Genomic DNA, 18,833 nt, shown 5'->3' with positions numbered 1-18,833 from the left:
AAAAAATTATCATAATTTAGCGCCCAATTATAATTAATACAAAGAATGTCATTGTTTACTAACATAATTAGCATTATTCTGATTCTGGGTCGAGCTCAGGGTGAGTAATGCTTGTGTTGTAAATTATACAAAATATAAAAAGCCTTTCTCACTCTAAGGAGAAAGGCTTTTTAATGTTTTTTAATCACAAAAAGAAAACGATACCAAGGATGGATAAATTATTCATTTTCGACACTACTTTAAGGGATGGAGAACAGGTCCCGGGGTGTCAATTAAATACAATTGAAAAAATTGAAATTGCTAAAGCATTAGAAGAATTAGGGGTCGATGTTATTGAAGCCGGTTTTCCCATTTCGAGTCCGGGAGATTTCACTTCTGTAGAAGCTATTTCCAAAGCTGTAACAAACCCTACCATTTGCGCCCTAACCCGTGCTGTAGAAAAAGATATAGAAGTAGCTGCCGATGCTCTCAAATATGCCAAGAAAAAAAGAATACATACAGGAATAGGAACTTCTGATTTCCACATAAAATATAAATTTAACTCTACCAGAGAAGAAATCATAAAAAGAGCCGTTGCCGCTACTGCGTATGCAAAAAAATTCGTTGAAGATGTTGAGTTCTATGCTGAAGATGCGGGAAGAACCGACAATGAATACTTAGCCCAAGTGGTCCAAGCAGTTGTTAATGCAGGAGCAACAGTTATCAATATCCCTGATACCACCGGATACTGTCTACCTACAGAATATGGCGAAAAAATAAAATACCTAATTGACCATGTAGATATGAAAAATGCCATCTTATCTACTCACTGCCATCAAGATTTAGGAATGGCAACAGCCAACTCACTTATGGGAGTTATCAATGGCGCCAGACAAGTAGAGGTAACCATTAACGGAATTGGGGAGAGAGCAGGAAATACATCACTTGAAGAAGTTGTTATGGCTATAAAAAGTCATAAAGAATTATCTATTGACACAAATATTAATACAAAGAAAATATACCCGATAAGCAAAATGGTTTCCAGCTTAATGAATATGCCTGTTCAACCTAATAAAGCAATAGTAGGTAGAAATGCTTTTGCCCATTCTTCCGGAATTCATCAAGACGGAGTATTAAAAAATCTCTCAACATACGAAATAATTGATCCTAAAGAAGTTGGAATAGATGACAATGCTATAGTGCTTACTGCCCGTAGTGGTCGTCATGCCCTTAAAAGCAGACTGAACTTACTAGGAATTAAAGTAGAAGCTAATGAATTAGCCAATATCTATGAACGATTTTTAGAACTTGCTGATAAAAAGAAAGATATTAATGACGATGATCTTTTAATATTAGTAGGAAAAGAACCTAATGAAAGTAACCGTATAAAGCTCGATTACTTACAAGTTACTTCCGGAAAAGGTATTAAAAATGCTGCAATTGTTACCCTAAATATAGCCGGTGAAAAATTCACTTCGACTTCTTTCGGAAACGGACCTGTAGATGCAGCAATTAACACCGTAAGAGACATTCTTAAAAAACAAATGACTATTCATGAGTTTTTAATTCAGGCTATTAACAAAGGAAGTGACGACTTAGGAAAAGTTCACATGCAAGTTGAATATAAGGGTAAAAATTATTACGGATTTTCAGCAAATACCGATATTGTGACTGCTTCCGTTGAAGCTTATCTTGATGCAATAAATAAATTTACCGTTTAACACTATATACAAAACCAATTAAAAAAGAGAATATACCATGAAAACACTTTTTGACAAAATTTGGGATGCTCATACGGTTACGTCTATACAAGATGGGCCCACCCAATTATATATAGATAGGCATTTTTGCCATGAAGTTACCAGCCCCCAAGCCTTTAACGGACTAAGAGAAAGAGGATTAAAAGTTTTTAGACCCTCTCAAACAACGTTAACTGCCGACCACAATACACCCACTTGTAATCAAGATCAACCGGTAAAAGATCCTGTATCCAAAAAACAATTAGATACTCTTTCAAAAAATGCGGAAGAATTTGGCCTTACCCTTTATGCTCTTGGAAATGAGAGAAATGGAGTGGTTCACATTATTGGTCCTGAAAACGGCTATACCCAACCGGGGATGACCATCGTTTGCGGAGATAGTCACACTTCTACACACGGTGCCTTCGGAGCTATTGCATTTGGAATCGGAACCAGTGAGGTTGAAATGGTTTTGGCTACTCAATGTATTCTTCAAAGCAGACCCAAAACAATGAGAATTAATTTTAACGGAGCCCTAAGTGAAGGAGTAACGGCTAAAGATTTAGCATTATATATGATATCTACCCTTACCACAGGAGGAGCTACCGGTTATTTTGTTGAATATGCAGGAGAAGCTATTCGAAATCTTAATATGGAACAACGAATGACTCTTTGTAATTTAAGTATTGAAATGGGCGCACGAGGCGGATTAATTGCACCGGATGAAACTACATTTAAATATCTTAAAGGTAAAGACTTTGCTCCTAAAGGAGATAAATGGAAGGAAGCAGTTGAATACTGGAAAACGTTGAAAACCGACGAAGGAGCCAAATTCGATAAAGAATATACTTTTGACGCTACTAAGATTGAACCTATGGTTACCTACGGTACTAACCCGGGTATGGGAGTATCTATAACCGGATCCATACCTACTTTAGACGGATTGGATGAAACCGGTAAAATATCTTTCAAAAAATCATTGGATTATATGGGCTTTAATCCGGGAGAAAAAATGGAAGGAAAACCTATTGACTATGTATTTATTGGAAGTTGTACCAACGGAAGAATTGAAGATTTTAGAACCTTTGCGAATTTTGTAAAAGGCAAGAAAAAAGCAGAAAATGTTACCGCTTGGTTAGTTCCCGGAAGTCATCGTGTAGCTCAACAACTGATCGACGAAGGATTATATAAAATATTAGAAGAAGCAGGATTCGAAATTCGTCAACCCGGTTGTTCCGCTTGTCTAGCTATGAACGATGATAAAGTTCCGGCAGGAAAATATGCCGTTTCCACCACTAACCGAAACTTTGAAGGAAGACAAGGTCCCGGAGCCAGAACAATTTTGGCCAGCCCTTTGGTAGCTGCTGCTGCTGCTGTAACCGGAAAAATAACTGATCCTAGAAAACTAAACTAATCCTCTAAAAAAACAAAATGGAAAAATTTAAAACGATAACATCAACCTATGTTCCACTACCGATTGAAAATGTGGATACAGACCAAATCATACCCGCACGTTTCTTAAAAGCTACTAATAAAGAAGGATTCGGAGATAATTTATTCGCTGATTGGAGATATGATAAAACCGGAAATCCAAAACCGGATTTTGTATTGAATAATCCAACATACAGCGGGAACATATTAGTTGCAGGAAAGAATTTCGGAAGCGGTTCCAGTAGAGAACATGCTGCTTGGGCAGTTTCCGGATATGGCTTCCGTGCAGTGGTTTCCAGCTATTTTGCTGATATTTTTAAAAATAATTCTCTTAACAACGGTTTACTTCCGGTAGTAGTAAGTCCTGAATTTTTATCGGATCTTTTCGAAAATGTACATTCAGATCCTAACAATACTATTACTATTGATCTGGAAAAGCAAACAATTACCAATAACAAGACGGGAAAAACGGAAATTTTTGACATTAACTCTTATAAAAAAGAGTGCCTTCTTCATGGGCTTGATGATATAGATTACTTATTATCTAAAAAAGATAAAATTGAAGAATATGAAAAAAACCGTGTTTTTCAATACTAAATTAGATACGATTTTATCATCTCATTTTTCTTAGTAAAGGTCCCATTGGGTCTATCACGTATCATCAATAAAAACAACAGTATGATAGAAATTATGGATACCACTCTCCGTGATGGAGAGCAAACTTCCGGGGTTTCATTCTCCATGCAAGAAAAGTTAAGCGTTGCCCGTCTACTCATAGATATGGGATTGAATAGATTGGAAATTGCTTCTGCTAAAGTTTCTGAAGGAGAATTTTTAACTGTTAAGAAAATAGCCTCCTGGGCAGAGAACGCCGGACACTTAGATAAGTTAGAAATATTGGGATTTGTTGACAAGGGGGTGTCCTTAGATTGGATAAAAAGAGCCGGGTGCAAAACAATCAATTTATTAACCAAAGGCTCTCTTAAACATGTAACAGAACAATTACGTAAAACACCCGAACAACATGTAAAAGATATTAAGCATGATATTTCACTTGCTGAATCCATGGGGATTTCGGTGAATATATATTTGGAAGATTGGTCTAATGGTATGATTCATTCAAAAGACTATGTTTTTTTTATGATTGATCAATTGAAAGACCTTCCTATCCAACGCTTTATGCTTCCTGATACTTTAGGAATTCTTAACCCCCTTAACACAAAACTTTTTTGTACGGAAATAGTTCATCGTTACCCGAATATTCACTTTGATTTTCATGCGCACAATGATTATGATTTGGCTGTTGCCAATGTAATGGCCGCAGTAGATTCCGGAATTCAAGGAATTCATGTTACCATGAACGGATTAGGAGAAAGAGCCGGAAACGCTCCATTACCCAGTGTAATTGCTGTTCTCCATGATCAGATGAAGATAAAGACTTCCGTAAAAGAATACATGTTAAATAAAGTAAGTCGTGTAGTAGAAACCTACTCAGGACTAAATATTTCATCCAATCAACCGGTAATCGGAGAAAATGTTTTTACTCAAACAGCCGGAATACATGCCGACGGCGATAACAAAAACAATTTATATTACAATGATTTGCATCCGGATCGATTCGGTCGAGTTCGAGAATATGCCCTGGGTAAATTATCCGGGAAAGCTAATATTAAAAAAAATATTGAAGCTTTAGGAATTGAATTGGATGAAAAAGATATGATTAAAGTAACCAATCGAGTGATTGAATTAGGAGACAGAAAAGAAATTATTACCCAAGAAGACCTCCCATTCATCATTTCGGATGTTTTAAATACTAATGAAAATGAAAAGAAAGTAAAAATACTTTCTTATGCTTTAGTTTTAAGTAAAGGTTTACATCCAACAGCATCCATCCGTATGGAAATTGACGGAAAAATGTATGAACAAACAGCATCAGGTGATGGACAATACGATGCATTCTCTGAAGCAATCAGTCTCATTTATGAAAAATTGAACAAGGCTAAACCTATCCTTACTAACTATAAAGTAATTATTCCACCCGGAGGACAAACGGATGCGCTTGTACAAACGGTCATATCTTGGAAGTTAAATGATTACGAATTTAAAACCAGAGGACTGGATGCTGACCAAACAGAAGCTGCTATAAAAGCGACTGAAAAAATGCTGAATATAATTGAAAACCTTCATTAAAATTGGTAATTATTTAAGGAAATTAGGTTTTCAACTTATATAATTTAAAAATTTTAATCGTTTATATAATTTTGATACGGAAATTATTTCCAAACTAAAATGTACTAACGCTTTAAATTCAGGTATGATGAAAACTTTTTAATCCTAAACCGGTATAAGGATTAAAAATGCATAACAAATAAAGAATATAAATATAAAGAATATACAAAATGAAATTAAATATAGCCGTATTACCCGGAGACGGGATAGGCCCTGAAATCATAGCTCAAGCCTTAGAAGTAACTAAAGCTATATGTGCAAAATTTAATCATGAGCTTACTTATAAAGAAGCCTTAGTTGGAGCAATAGCTATAGACAAAACCGGAAATCCATACCCGCAGGAAACCCATGATTTATGTATGGATTCAGATGCCGTCTTATTTGGAGCTATCGGAGACCCTAAATATGACAACAATCCATCTGCTAAAGTTCGTCCGGAACAAGGTCTATTAAAAATGAGAAAAGAGCTTGGGTTATACGCAAACCTTCGTCCTATAAATACCTTTCCATCCTTACTACATAAATCTCCGCTTCGTCCTGATCTTGTGGATGGTGCAGATTTTATGTGCGTAAGAGAATTAACCGGAGGTTTATATTTTGGTCGTCCTCAAGGAAGAAGTGAAGATGGTAATACCGCTTACGACACTTGTGTATATACCAGAGAAGAAATTGAAAGAATTGTTAGGTTAGCTTATAAACTAGCAGGACAAAGAAATAAAAAACTGACTATAGTTGATAAAGCAAATGTACTTTGCTCTTCTCGTTTATGGAGACAAGTATCTCAAGAGATTGAAAAAGAATTTCCCGATATCGAAACTGAATATATGTTTGTAGATAATGCTGCCATGCAGATTATTCAATGGCCTAAGCGTTTTGATGTTTTAGTTACAGAAAATCTTTTCGGAGATATACTCACCGATGAAGCTTCCGTTATAACCGGATCTTTAGGAATGTTACCTTCTGCCTCAATCGGTATTCATACTTCCGTTTTTGAACCCATACATGGTTCCTACCCGCAAGCTGCAGGAAAAAATATAGCAAATCCGCTAGCTACCATACTTTCTGCGGCATTAATGTTTGAATATGCTTTTGATTTAAAAGAAGAAGGAGCACTAATCAGAAAAGCGGTGGACGCTTCAATGGAACAAAAAATAGTTACCGAGGATATCGCATTCGATGGTAAAGCTTATTCAACTTCTGAAGTTGGTAATTGGATTGTAGAATATATTAAAAATTCATAGTTTAGTTAATAAAAGGGCTTTCATATAATGAAGTCCTTTTATTTCTTATTTGATTTCTAAAACTTTAAAATCTAGTTATAAGCAAAAGAAATTCTACTTTAAAGAATAACTGTCTTTTTCAATTAATAAATTACCTGTTTACCTTACTAATTAGATAAATAAAATTATTTAGGTTACTTGTTTTTTAATTAATTATTATAAAAAGATTCATAAATTTCAGAGTATATCCAAAATACAAAAAAAATCACCATTGAATAAATCAATACAATATAAATAGCAAACTTTAATTTATGTTTTTAACATTAAATTATAATTTAATTTCATCAAATATTATTTTATTTACAAATAATATTTGGACATAACAAAAAACAATCTTAATTTTGTCCCATTATTATAAAATTTATACTTAAAACCAATGTATCAACATAACTACATACTATTACTTCTTCTCGTTCTGGTCAATATGTATTAATCAGAGAAAGGGATATACGTAAAATCAATTGTAGTTATTAAAAATATTCATAAGCCCTTTCTCTTATTAAGGAAAGGGCTTAAATTTTATAAAAAATAAAATAAACTAAAAAAATGAAATACCAGTTAAGAAGTCACACCAGTACACATGGTCGAAGAATGGCTGGAGCCCGAGCTCTATGGAGAGCTAACGGTATGCGCGAGGAACAAATGGGGAAGCCTTTAATCGCAATTGTCAATTCATTTACTCAATTTGTACCCGGACACGTGCACTTGCATCAAATAGGTCAATTTGTAAAATCAGAAATAGAAGCTTTAGGCTGTTTTGCTGCCGAATTCAATACCATTGCCATAGACGACGGAATAGCCATGGGACACGATGGAATGCTATATTCTCTTCCTTCCAGGGATTTAATTGCCGATAGTGTTGAATATATGGTAAATGCGCATAAAGCAGATGCCATGATTTGCATAAGTAACTGTGATAAAATTACTCCGGGTATGCTAATGGCCTCCATGCGCCTCAACATACCTACTATATTTGTTTCCGGCGGTCCTATGGAAGCCGGAGAATTAAATAATCAACATTTAGATTTAATCGATGCTATGATTAAATCTGCAGACTCAACGGTTTCAGATAAAGAAGTGAATGCCATTGAACGATCTGCCTGTCCAACTTGCGGTTCATGTTCCGGTATGTTTACGGCAAATTCCATGAATTGTTTAAACGAAGCAATTGGATTAGCACTTCCCGGAAATGGAACTGTAGTAGCCACTCACGCAAACAGAAAAAAATTATTTAAGGATGCAGCTGCCCTAATTGTTAAAAACGCTTATAGATATTATCAAGAAGGAGACGAATCGGTTTTACCTAGAAATATTGCAACGAAACAAGCTTTTTTAAATTCAATGGCACTAGATATAGCAATGGGTGGTTCTACAAACACTATTCTTCATTTATTAGCTATCGCCAATGAAGCTGAAGTAGATTTCTCTATGGACGATATCGATGCATTATCAAGAAAAACGCCATGTCTTTGTAAAGTTGCTCCTAATACAACAAAATATCATATACAAGACGTAAATAGAGCGGGAGGAATTATGGGTATTTTAGGAGAATTGGCTAAAGCTGATTTATTAGATACATCTACCCACCGTATCGATGGTTATACTTTAAAAGAAGCAATAGATATATACGATATTACTAAACCAAACCCTACTCAAGAAGCATTGGATTTATACCAATCGGCACCGGGGAATAAATTTAATTTAGTAATGGGATCGCAAAATTCAACCTATTCCACTCTGGATACCGATCGTTCCGAAGGATGTATTCGAGATTGGAATCATGCCTATACTAAGGATGGTGGTTTAGCAATATTAAAAGGAAACATAGCTCTAAACGGCTGTGTAGTTAAAACCGCAGGTGTGGACGAAAGTATATTTAAGTTTACAGGAACTGCCAAAGTATTTCAATCTCAAGATGCCGCTTGTGAAGGTATTTTATCGGGAAAAGTTCAATCGGGTGATGTAGTAATTATAACTTATGAAGGACCTAAAGGAGGACCCGGCATGCAAGAAATGCTCTATCCTACTTCATACATAAAATCTAAGCACTTAGGAAAAGAATGCGCCTTAATTACAGATGGTAGATTTTCGGGAGGAACTTCCGGTTTATCTATAGGGCACGTTTCTCCCGAAGCTGCAGCCGGAGGAGCCATCGGTTTGGTGGAAGACGGTGACATCATTGAAATCGATATTCCTAATCGAACCATTAATGTTAAAATATCCGATGAAGAATTGAAATTCCGAAGGGAACAAGAAATTTCCAAAGGATCAAATGCATTTAAACCGCAAAGAGATCGAAAAATTTCAAAAGCTTTAAAGGCTTATGCTAGTATGGTTAGCTCTGCTGATTTAGGGGCAGTAAGAATAATATAATAAAATGACTAAACAATAAGAATAAAGACTATGAATACTAATATTTCAGGAAGTGAGGCTTTAATACAATCCTTACTTAAAGAAGGGGTAGATACCATATTCGGATATCCGGGAGGCGCTATTATGCCGGTATTCGATGCTTTATACGATTATAAAGATAAAATAAATCATATTCTTGTACGTCATGAACAGGCTGCGGCTCATGCTGCACAAGGCTATGCCCGTGCAAAAGGCAAACCCGGAATCGTTTTGGTAACTTCGGGTCCGGGTGCCACTAACACAGTAACCGGGATAGCAGATGCCATGATTGACAGTACTCCCCTGGTAGTAATTTCGGGACAAGTATTTTCCGGTTTACTGGGAAGTGATGCTTTTCAAGAAGCTGATGTGGTAGGAATAACCAAGCCGATCAGCAAATGGACGTATCAGATACGAAATGCAGAAGATATTCCTTGGGCTGTAGCCAGAGCTTTTTATATAGCCGGTAATGGTCGTAAAGGTCCGGTAGTTTTAGATATAACCAAAGATGCTTTGCAAGGACAAATCGAATATGCCCCTGCAAAAATCAATTTTATAAGAAGTTATCAACCCATTCCGGATTTAAAACCGGAAGAAATCCGTGAAGCAGCCAAACTTATCAATGAAGCTAAAAAACCGTTGGCGTTAATCGGTCAAGGAGTTATCTTAAGCGGAGCAGAAGAAGAACTTAAAAAGTTTTTGGAAAAAGCTGATATTCCCGCCGCATCCACGATGTTAGGTTTATCGGCCATTCCTACTGACCACCCTTTAAATGTGGGACTTTTAGGTATGCATGGAAATGTAGCCCCAAATGTGAAAACTAATGAATGTGATGTTTTAATAGCTATAGGTATGCGATTTGATGATCGGGTAACCGGTGATTTAAAAACGTATGCTAAACAGGCAAAAATTATTCATTTTGATATTGATCCTTCTGAAATTGATAAAAACGTAAAAACTCATGTAAAAGTTTTAGGTGATGCTAAAGCAACTTTAGCTGAGGTAACCCAATTAGTAAACGAAAATAAGCACACCGAATGGTTAGACAGTTTTAAAGAATATTACGAGAAAGAATACGATGCTGTAATTGAAAAAGAATTGTATCCTGAATCCGGGAGCTTAAAGATGGGAGAAGTCGTAAGAAAAGTATCGGAAGCTACCCATCATGAAGGTATTTTAGTTACCGATGTTGGACAAAACCAAATGATGGGCGTTCGATATTTTAAATATAAACAAAGCCGAAGTGTTATTACTTCCGGAGGACTTGGTACTATGGGATTTGGTTTGCCAGCTGCCATTGGTGCAAAAATTGGTGCTCCTGATCGAACCGTTTGTTTATTTGTAGGCGATGGCGGAATTCAAATGACGATTCAAGAATTGGGAACGATCATGCAATATGACATTGATGTAAAAATTATCATATTAAACAACCATTTTCTAGGTATGGTGCGTCAATGGCAAGAATTGTTTTTTGACAAAAGATATTCTGAAACTCTTATGAAAAATCCAAATTTTGAAGCTATTGCAAAGGCCTACAATATTAAATCTAAAACCATAAGCAAAAGAGAAGAGTTGGATCAGGCAATTGAAGAAATGATTAATCATAAGGGATCTTACTTGTTAGATGTTCAGGTTGAAATTCAGGGTATGGTATATCCGATGATTCCGGCCGGTTCATGTGTTACTAACATTTTATTAGGTGAAACTAACCAAATATAAATCTATGTTATGGAAACTATTGAAACTCAATTTAACTCTGTCGCCCAACAATACGATAAACAGCGAAGAAAATTAATTCCCTGTTTTCAAGATTTTTATAAAATAGCGGTTGAAAATATAAACCTTTCATCATCTTCTCCTAAAATTTTAGATTTAGGGGCCGGTACCGGATTATTATCCGAATTTGTTCTTCAAAAATATCCAAATGCTCAAATTACTTTGCTTGATCTGTCAGAAAAAATGTTAGAAGTTGCTAAAAATAGGTTTGAAACTAATACCTCTATCCATATAATTCGACAAGATTTTACCACATATACATCGACACAACCATTTGATGCCGTCGTGTCCTCATTGGCTATTCATCACTTGGAAGACTCGGATAAAATTAAACTATATAATTCCATATTTTCTTATCTTAAAGAGGAGGGAACATTTATAAATGCAGATCAAGTTTGCGGTGAAGATGATTATTTTTCAAAATTTTATGATACCCGTTGGAGATATCAAATTGAAAATAGCGGACTTACCGCTGATGAAATTAATGCTTCGTATGAAAGAATTAAATTAGACAAAAGAAGTCCCATACTTACCCAATTAAAATGGCTGAAAGATGCAGGCTTTAAACATGTTGATTGTCTTTATAAATATTATGACTTTGCTGTTTTATATGCTAAAAAGTAGAAATAACCATGAAAAACAAAACGTTATATACTGTAACTATATTTTCTGAAAACACTGTAGGACTTTTAGGTCAAGTAACCAGTGTTTTTACCAGAAGATTTTTAAATATTGAAACTTTATCGGTATCGCCGTCAGCTATTGAAGGCATACATAAATTTACCATTACGGTACTTTGTGATAAAGAAATGATTGAAAAAGTAGTAAAACAAATCGACAAATGCGTGGATGTGTTGAAATCTTACTATAATACCGACGATGAATTAATTCATCAGGAAATTGCTTTGTATAAATTACCCACTCCTGAATTTTTAAAAATTGGTTCGGTGGAAAATTTAATTAGAAAATATAATGCTCAGATACTTGAAATTAACGAGATTTGTGTTGTCATTCAAAAAACAGGGCATTACACCGATACGCAAGCTTTGTTTCAAGAATTGAGTGAAAATATTAAAGTATTGCAATTTATTCGTTCCGGAAGAATAGCTGTAAATACTTCAAAAATAGAACGCTTAAGTGATATGTTAAGTGAATTAAAAATAAAAGAATCTTTAATAAAAAATTAAAAATACTAACAAGATGGCACAAATGAATTTTGGTGGAGTAATTGAAAATGTAATTACTCGTGATGAGTTTCCTTTAGAAAAAGCTAGGGAAACATTAAAAGATGAAACCATTGCTGTTATTGGATATGGAGTACAAGGTCCCGGACAAGCATTAAATTTAAGAGATAACGGCTTCAATGTAATCGTTGGACAACGTAAAGGAGGTAAAACTTGGGATAAGGCTATTGCAGACGGTTGGGTTCCGGGTAAAACTTTATTTGATATAGAAGAAGCAGCATCAAAAGGAACTATTATTCAATATTTATTGTCGGATGCCGCACAAATTGAGGTTTGGCCTAAATTAAAACCTCATTTAACTGCCGGTAAAGCTTTATATTTTTCTCATGGTTTCGGTATTACTTTTAACGACCGTACCGGAATTATACCTCCTAAAGATATTGATGTAATTTTAGTAGCACCTAAAGGATCAGGAACCAGCCTTAGACGTATGTTCTTGGAAGGAAGAGGGTTAAACTCAAGTTATGCAATTTTCCAGGATGCTACCGGTAAAGCTAAAGACAGAACTATCGCTTTAGGTATTGGTGTTGGTTCAGGGTATTTATTTGAAACTGACTTTAAACGTGAAGTTTATTCTGATCTAACAGGGGAAAGAGGTACTTTAATGGGTGCTATTCAAGGAATATTATTAGCTCAATATGAAGTGTTACGTGAAAACGGACATACTCCATCTGAAGCTTTCAATGAAACAGTAGAAGAACTTACACAATCTTTAATGCCTCTTTTTGCTGAAAAAGGTATGGACTGGATGTATGCAAACTGTTCTACTACTGCACAAAGAGGTGCATTAGATTGGATGACTCCTTTTCATGATGCCACTAAACCTGTATTTGCTAAGTTATATGCAGAAGTAGCTTCAGGAAATGAAGCACAAAGATCAATCGACACCAACTCTAAGCCTGACTATCGCGAAAAATTGGAAGAAGAACTTAAGGCTCTTCGGGAAAGCGAAATGTGGAAGGCCGGAGCTGTTGTTAGAGAATTACGACCGGAAAATAATTAATTAATAAAATTTAAAAAGGAATATATAAAGTAATATATTCCTTTTTTTATTTTCTATTTTTTCAAAATTACATTTAAATTTATAACTAATAATCTTCAACATTTCTAACTTAAGGTGTTATTAAGTTAGCCGTTAATTAAATGTATAGGATAATACTATAATTATATATGTTCTTATATACTATGTTAAGATAAAAGATTTTATTCAAATTATACTTTATTTTAATTATAATAAAAACAAAATAAAAGATTTGTAAATTAAACATTTAAATAATTATCAAATATCTATTTTCTTTGTTACTTTTGCGTAGAAAAATATAGAAAATGTCAGAAATCAGAGTTCGATTTGCACCTAGTCCTACCGGATATTTACATATTGGAGGAGTAAGAACCGCTTTATATAATTATCTCTTTGCAAAAAAAAATAAGGGAAAATTTATCTTGCGCATTGAAGATACCGATCAAAACCGCTATGTTGAAGATGCCGAAAAATACATAAGTGAATCGTTGAAATGGTGTGGCTTAGAATTGGATGAAAGTCCGGAAAAAGGAGGACCCTATGCTCCATATAAACAATCTGAAAGAAAAGACATCTATAAAAAATATATCGAAGATATACTTAAAACAGATTTCGCTTACCTGGCTTTTGACACGCCGGAAGAATTAGAAAAGTTACGAAAAGAATATGAGGAACAAGGCAAAGTATTTTCTTACAACCATGAAGTCAGAAATCAACTCAATAACAGCCTCTCTCTATCGCCCGATGAAGTTCAAAAAAAATTAAATGAGGGAGTTCCTTATGTGATCCGATTTAAAATACCACCACACAGAACTTTGGTTTTAAAAGATATTATTCGAGGCAATTTTTCCATCGATACATCTATTTTAGATGATAAAGTTTTAGTCAAGACTGACGGAATGCCTACCTATCATTTTGCCAATATTGTAGATGACCATACCATGAAAATTACCCATGTGATAAGAGGAGAGGAATGGCTTCCTTCCCTGGCCTTACATGTATTGCTCTATGAAGCATTGGAATGGAAATCACCGGAATTTGCCCATTTGCCTTTGATTTTAAAACCGGAAGGTAAAGGTAAATTGAGCAAACGAGATGGGGATAAATACGGATTTCCTGTATTTCCTCTTGCTTGGAAAAACGAAAAAGAAGGTACATCTTCCATAGGATACAGAGAAGAAGGTTACCTGCCTGAAGCTTTCATAAATATGTTGGCATTATTAGGATGGTCACCTTCCGATGACAAGGAAATACTATCTCTAAACGAAATGATTCAAGAGTTTGAATTGGAGAAAGTCCACAAAGCAGGAGCTCGTTTCAATCCTGATAAAGCAAAATGGTTTAATCATGAATATATTATTAAATCCAAAGCCTCTGACTTACTCCCTGAATTTCAAAAAATTTTGAAAGAAAAAGGTATTAAGACAGAAGACACTAAAGATATTCGAATCATCGAACTATTAAAAGAAAGAGTTAATTTTGTAAAAGAAATATGGGAAGTAGGTTCTTTTTTCTGGATTGCGCCTTCAACTTACCAAGAAAAAAGTTATAAAAAGGTTATTAAAGACGATACTAAAGCAATACTTACTCAATTAATTTCTAATCTAGAGTCTGTTTCTTTCACCGAAAAAGAATTACATGACAAGATTCATAAATTTGTGGAAAACTCAGGATTGGGATTTGGAAAAATAATGCAACCCTTACGTTTAGCTCTAGTTGGTGATCTTAAAGGACCGGATATTCCGGTTATTATGGAAATAATAGGAAAAACAGAAAGCTTACAACGTTTAAAAAATTTAGAATCAAAAATTTAAAAATTAGAGGTCATGAAAATCGCATTAGCTTCAGATCATGCAGGATTTGAATATAAAAATTATATATTTAAATATCTCACTGAAAAAGGAAACCAGGTACATGACTTTGGAACCTATTCGGGAGAAAGTGTAGACTATCCGGATTTTGTACATCCTTTAGCTATTGCTGTTGAGAAAAATGAATTTGATTTCGGCATACTTTTCTGCGGCAGTGGTGAAGGGGTATCCATAACCGCAAATAAACATTCCGGAATACGTTGTGCCCTTTGTTGGCAAACAGATATTGCCCGTTTAGCCAGACAACATAACAATGCGAATGTGCTTTCCATTCCTGCGCGTTTTATTGCCAAAGAATTAGCTCAGGATATAATTGATACTTTTTTATCCACTCAATTTGAAGGGGGAAGACATCAAATGCGTGTAGATAAGATATCCAAATGGTAAAGCAAATTTTATAAATATGACAAAATTTCATAAATAATTTTTGGAATAGATATTGACTTTTTATGTAATACAAAATATTGTATATTTGAAATAATAAATAACTAAGCAAATGGATTATAAAGATTACGGAAACACACTTGAACCATTGTTTCAAAAAAATGCCATAGCTAAACAGCAAGCTACATTTATATCTAAAGTATATTTGTGGATGAGCTTGGCTCTATTTATAAGTGGTTTTACTGCTTATTTCACTGCAAATTCTCCGGGATTATTAAGCTTAATGTTTGGTACTACCGGCCCTACTTTCTTATATTATGCTTTAATTTTAGGCGAATTAGGATTAGTATTTGCTTTAAGCGGAGCAATCCATAAAATGACTTTAGGATTAGCATCGGCAGTCTTTTTGTTTTATTCTTTTTTAAACGGAATGACTTTGGCTATGATTTTCTTAGCTTATACCTTTTCATCTATAGCTACCACATTTTTTATTACTGCCGGTACATTTGCTATAATGAGTTTATATGGTTATTTTACCAAAACAGATCTTACAAAATTTGGAAGAATTCTATCCATGGCTTTACTAGGTGTACTATTAGCCATAGTTGTCAATATTTTCTTAAATAACTCCATGTTGGATTTAATTATTTCAGTAGTTGGAGTTTTAATATTTGTGGGATTAATTGCTTATGATACTCAAACTCTGAAAAATATAGGATCACAAATAAACTCTGAAGATAGAGAAAGTTATTCTAAAATTGCGATTCAAGGTGCCTTGTCTCTCTATTTAGATTTTATTAACCTTTTCTTATTTTTACTTAGATTTCTTGGTTCAAGAAGATAAATTTACTTTTTGAAAACGTTAAAATAGTTTATAGGTGAATAAAGTTTTTATTCACCTATTTATATATAATAAAATACCATTATTAAAACAAAATATAAATCTAACAGAAACTATAAAATTTGTAATTTTAAATTTATTTATAAATAAATATGGAGAACAATCCACAAGATAATAAAAATAATAAAAAAAAGCCCTTATTAAAAACAATCCTTGGTTTAGTTTTATTTAGCTTTTCCATCATCTTATTTATTTCATTCCTCTCATTTTACTTTAATTGGAAAGAAGATCAAAGCCAATTAACTTCTTATCTAAATAAAAATGTTACAGCGCAAAATATAATCGGTAAAACGGGCGCTTACTTAGGGGAAATATTTATTTTTGATGGTGTAGGAGTTATTGCATTTTTTATTCCGTTCTTCTTATTTATTTTATCTTTTAAAGTATTATTTAATAAAGAAATTCTAAAAATATGGAAACTCCTCTCTCATGGAATTTTCTTTATTATTTGGACCCCTATATTTCTAGCTATGATTTTCGGATCTAAATGGTTGCTTTCCGGTTTGATAGGCTATGAAGTATATGATTATTTAAAATCATTATTGGGCAGTGTGGGTACAGGTATTATATTGTTGCTGACCCTGTCAATATATTTTATCCTTGAATTTAATTTGAGCGTGGATCATGTAAAATCTAAATTGCATTCAACACCTTCTTTCAAACCGTCTAAAAAAGAAAAAGAAGAGGATGTTTTAAAAGAACCTTTTGAAGAAGACCAAATTTATGAGAAAATAAAAGACCCTAAAACCGTTCAATCTGAGACTGTTATCGCAAAAGTTCCAACAAAAAGTGAAATTCAAGAAGAAAATTTAACAGGTATACAACAAGTCGAGTCACTAATAGAAGAGGAAAGTAATCCTATAAATTTATCCAATACCAATATTCTGATAGAAGAATCTTCCCATCCTGACACAACCACTCATTCTACAGAATTAGAAATTGATATTCCTACTACTGAAGAAACGGTTGAAGATGATATTTCGCTGACTATAGAAGAAACTAAAAAAGAAGAAATTTTGTCTGAAAATGAGCCTAATAAAAATATTTATGACCAATTCGGACCTTATGATCCTAAATTAGATTTACCTAAATATAAATATCCTACTCTTGACCTTTTAACCAATTATAATACGAATAATAATATTACAATAAACAGTGAAGAGTTAGAAGAAAATAAAAATAAAATTGTAACAACACTTGCAAATTATGGCATTGGAATTTCAAGTATCAAAGCAACGGTCGGCCCAACAGTAACTTTATATGAAATTATTCCTGAAGCAGGTATCCGTATTTCCAAAATTAAAAATTTGGAAGATGATATAGCCCTTAGTCTCGCAGCTTTAGGAATTCGTATTATTGCTCCGATACCCGGAAAAGGAACTATTGGTATTGAAGTACCCAATAGCACCGCAACGATGGTTTCCATGCGTTCGGTGATCGCTTCTCAAAAATTTCAAAAAATCGATATGGAACTACCTATTGTTTTTGGAAAAACCATATCTAATGAAACTTTCGTTACAGATTTAGCTAAAATGCCTCACATGCTCATGGCCGGGGCTACGGGACAGGGAAAATCGGTGGGATTAAACGCCATTATAACTTCTCTGTTATACAAAAAACATCCTAGCGAATTAAAATTCGTGTTTGTAGACCCTAAAAAGGTGGAACTTACCTTATACAACAAAATTGAACGTCATTTTCTTGCAAAATTACCGGATACAGATGAAGCCATTATTACCGATACGACTAAAGTGATTAATACTTTGAATTCACTTTGTGTGGAAATGGATAATCGTTACAAGCTTCTCCAATCAGCTTATGTAAGAACTATCAAAGAATATAACCAAAAATTTAAAGAACGTAAATTAAATCCTGAAAAAGGTCATCGATTCTTACCGTATATTGTTTTGGTTATTGATGAATTTGCTGATTTAATTATGACCGCCGGAAAAGAAGTAGAGCTCCCTATCGCCAGATTAGCTCAGTTGGCCAGAGCCATAGGAATTCATCTTATTATAGCTACACAAAGGCCTTCCGTAAATGTTATTACCGGAATGATTAAAGCCAACTTCCCCGCTCGTGTTGCATTCCGCGTAACTTCAAAAATAGATTCAAGAACAATTTTAGATGGAAATGGTGCCGATCAATTAATCGGTAAAGGAGATATGTTGTTTACCACCGGTAATGAGCTGATACGTATGCAATGTGCCTTTGTTGATACACCCGAAGTTGATAAAATAACAGAATATATTGGTTCTCAACAAGGATATCCGGATGCTTATTTATTGCCGGAATTTTATGAAGAAAATTCAAGTGTAAGCTCAAACGATGCAGTTGAAGCAAAAAGAGATGAGCTTTTTAATGATGCTGCTCGAGTAATTGTAACTGCTCAACAAGGATCCACCTCTTTGATTCAACGTAAATTATCATTGGGTTATAATAGAGCTGGAAGAATTATGGACCAACTTGAAGCGTTCGGCATTGTCGGGGCTTTCGAAGGAAGTAAGGCACGTAAAGTTCTGGTTACCGACCTGGTTAGTTTGGAACAATTATTGGAAAATTTAAACCCCTAAAAAACATTACCTAA

Annotated in this window: 14 protein-coding genes; all 14 read left to right on the top strand. The window is 34.2% G+C overall.

From position 1 onward, the window contains the following. Positions 1–209: 209 nt before the first annotated feature. The 14 genes from GYM73_RS01240 (at position 210) to GYM73_RS01175 (ending at position 18,819) form a co-directional block, all read left to right on the top strand. Positions 210–1,700, top strand: coding sequence for a 2-isopropylmalate synthase (locus GYM73_RS01240; protein ID WP_220233884.1), 1,491 nt, complete (start codon positions 210–212; stop codon positions 1,698–1,700). 37 nt (positions 1,701–1,737) lie between these two features. After that, a complete protein-coding gene (gene leuC / locus GYM73_RS01235; protein ID WP_220233883.1) occupies positions 1,738–3,132 on the top strand; it encodes a 3-isopropylmalate dehydratase large subunit in 1,395 nt (464 codons plus the stop codon). Positions 3,133–3,149: 17 nt separating this feature from the next. Next, positions 3,150–3,746 (top strand): 3-isopropylmalate dehydratase small subunit, encoded by a 597-nt coding sequence (gene leuD / locus GYM73_RS01230; protein ID WP_160565999.1) that lies wholly within the window; start codon positions 3,150–3,152, stop codon positions 3,744–3,746. 81 nt (positions 3,747–3,827) lie between these two features. Further along, the gene (locus GYM73_RS01225) at positions 3,828–5,339 is read left to right on the top strand and encodes an alpha-isopropylmalate synthase regulatory domain-containing protein (RefSeq protein WP_255570996.1); all 1,512 of its coding nucleotides are present in this window, start codon (positions 3,828–3,830) and stop codon (positions 5,337–5,339) included. Between the two features lie 209 nt (positions 5,340–5,548). After that, entirely contained in the window at positions 5,549–6,619 is a 1,071-nt protein-coding gene (gene leuB / locus GYM73_RS01220; RefSeq protein WP_166007059.1) for a 3-isopropylmalate dehydrogenase, read from the top strand. Positions 6,620–7,204: 585 nt separating this feature from the next. Next, positions 7,205–9,031, top strand: a complete 1,827-nt coding sequence (ilvD, locus tag GYM73_RS01215; RefSeq protein ID WP_220233882.1) for a dihydroxy-acid dehydratase — start codon at positions 7,205–7,207, stop codon at positions 9,029–9,031. Between the two features lie 30 nt (positions 9,032–9,061). Then, complete coding sequence (gene ilvB, locus GYM73_RS01210) at positions 9,062–10,768, top strand: biosynthetic-type acetolactate synthase large subunit (RefSeq protein ID WP_160557484.1); 1,707 nt, start codon at positions 9,062–9,064, stop codon at positions 10,766–10,768. A gap of 9 nt (positions 10,769–10,777) precedes the next feature. Beyond that, positions 10,778–11,449 (top strand): class I SAM-dependent methyltransferase, encoded by a 672-nt coding sequence (locus tag GYM73_RS01205; protein ID WP_220233881.1) that lies wholly within the window; start codon positions 10,778–10,780, stop codon positions 11,447–11,449. An 8-nt stretch (positions 11,450–11,457) separates the two neighbouring features. Next, positions 11,458–12,012, top strand: a complete 555-nt coding sequence (gene ilvN / locus GYM73_RS01200) for an acetolactate synthase small subunit (protein WP_105297163.1) — start codon at positions 11,458–11,460, stop codon at positions 12,010–12,012. Between the two features lie 13 nt (positions 12,013–12,025). Next, positions 12,026–13,072 (top strand): ketol-acid reductoisomerase, encoded by a 1,047-nt coding sequence (ilvC, locus tag GYM73_RS01195; protein WP_220233880.1) that lies wholly within the window; start codon positions 12,026–12,028, stop codon positions 13,070–13,072. A gap of 323 nt (positions 13,073–13,395) precedes the next feature. Continuing rightward, positions 13,396–14,904: a glutamate--tRNA ligase gene (gltX, locus tag GYM73_RS01190; RefSeq protein WP_220233879.1), complete on the top strand. Its 1,509-nt coding sequence runs from the start codon at positions 13,396–13,398 to the stop codon at positions 14,902–14,904. A gap of 12 nt (positions 14,905–14,916) precedes the next feature. Beyond that, entirely contained in the window at positions 14,917–15,348 is a 432-nt protein-coding gene (gene rpiB / locus GYM73_RS01185; protein WP_105297159.1) for a ribose 5-phosphate isomerase B, read from the top strand. A gap of 109 nt (positions 15,349–15,457) precedes the next feature. After that, a complete protein-coding gene (locus tag GYM73_RS01180) occupies positions 15,458–16,189 on the top strand; it encodes a Bax inhibitor-1/YccA family protein (protein WP_220233878.1) in 732 nt (243 codons plus the stop codon). 149 nt (positions 16,190–16,338) lie between these two features. Continuing rightward, positions 16,339–18,819: a DNA translocase FtsK gene (locus GYM73_RS01175; RefSeq protein ID WP_220233877.1), complete on the top strand. Its 2,481-nt coding sequence runs from the start codon at positions 16,339–16,341 to the stop codon at positions 18,817–18,819. The last annotated feature ends 14 nt before the right edge of the window (positions 18,820–18,833 follow it).

Source organism: Apibacter sp. ESL0432, from assembly GCF_019469225.1.
In the GTDB taxonomy this organism is placed as follows: domain Bacteria; phylum Bacteroidota; class Bacteroidia; order Flavobacteriales; family Weeksellaceae; genus Apibacter.
The sequence above is the reverse complement of the archived record's forward strand: the minus strand, read 5'-3'. Positions and strand labels throughout refer to the sequence as shown.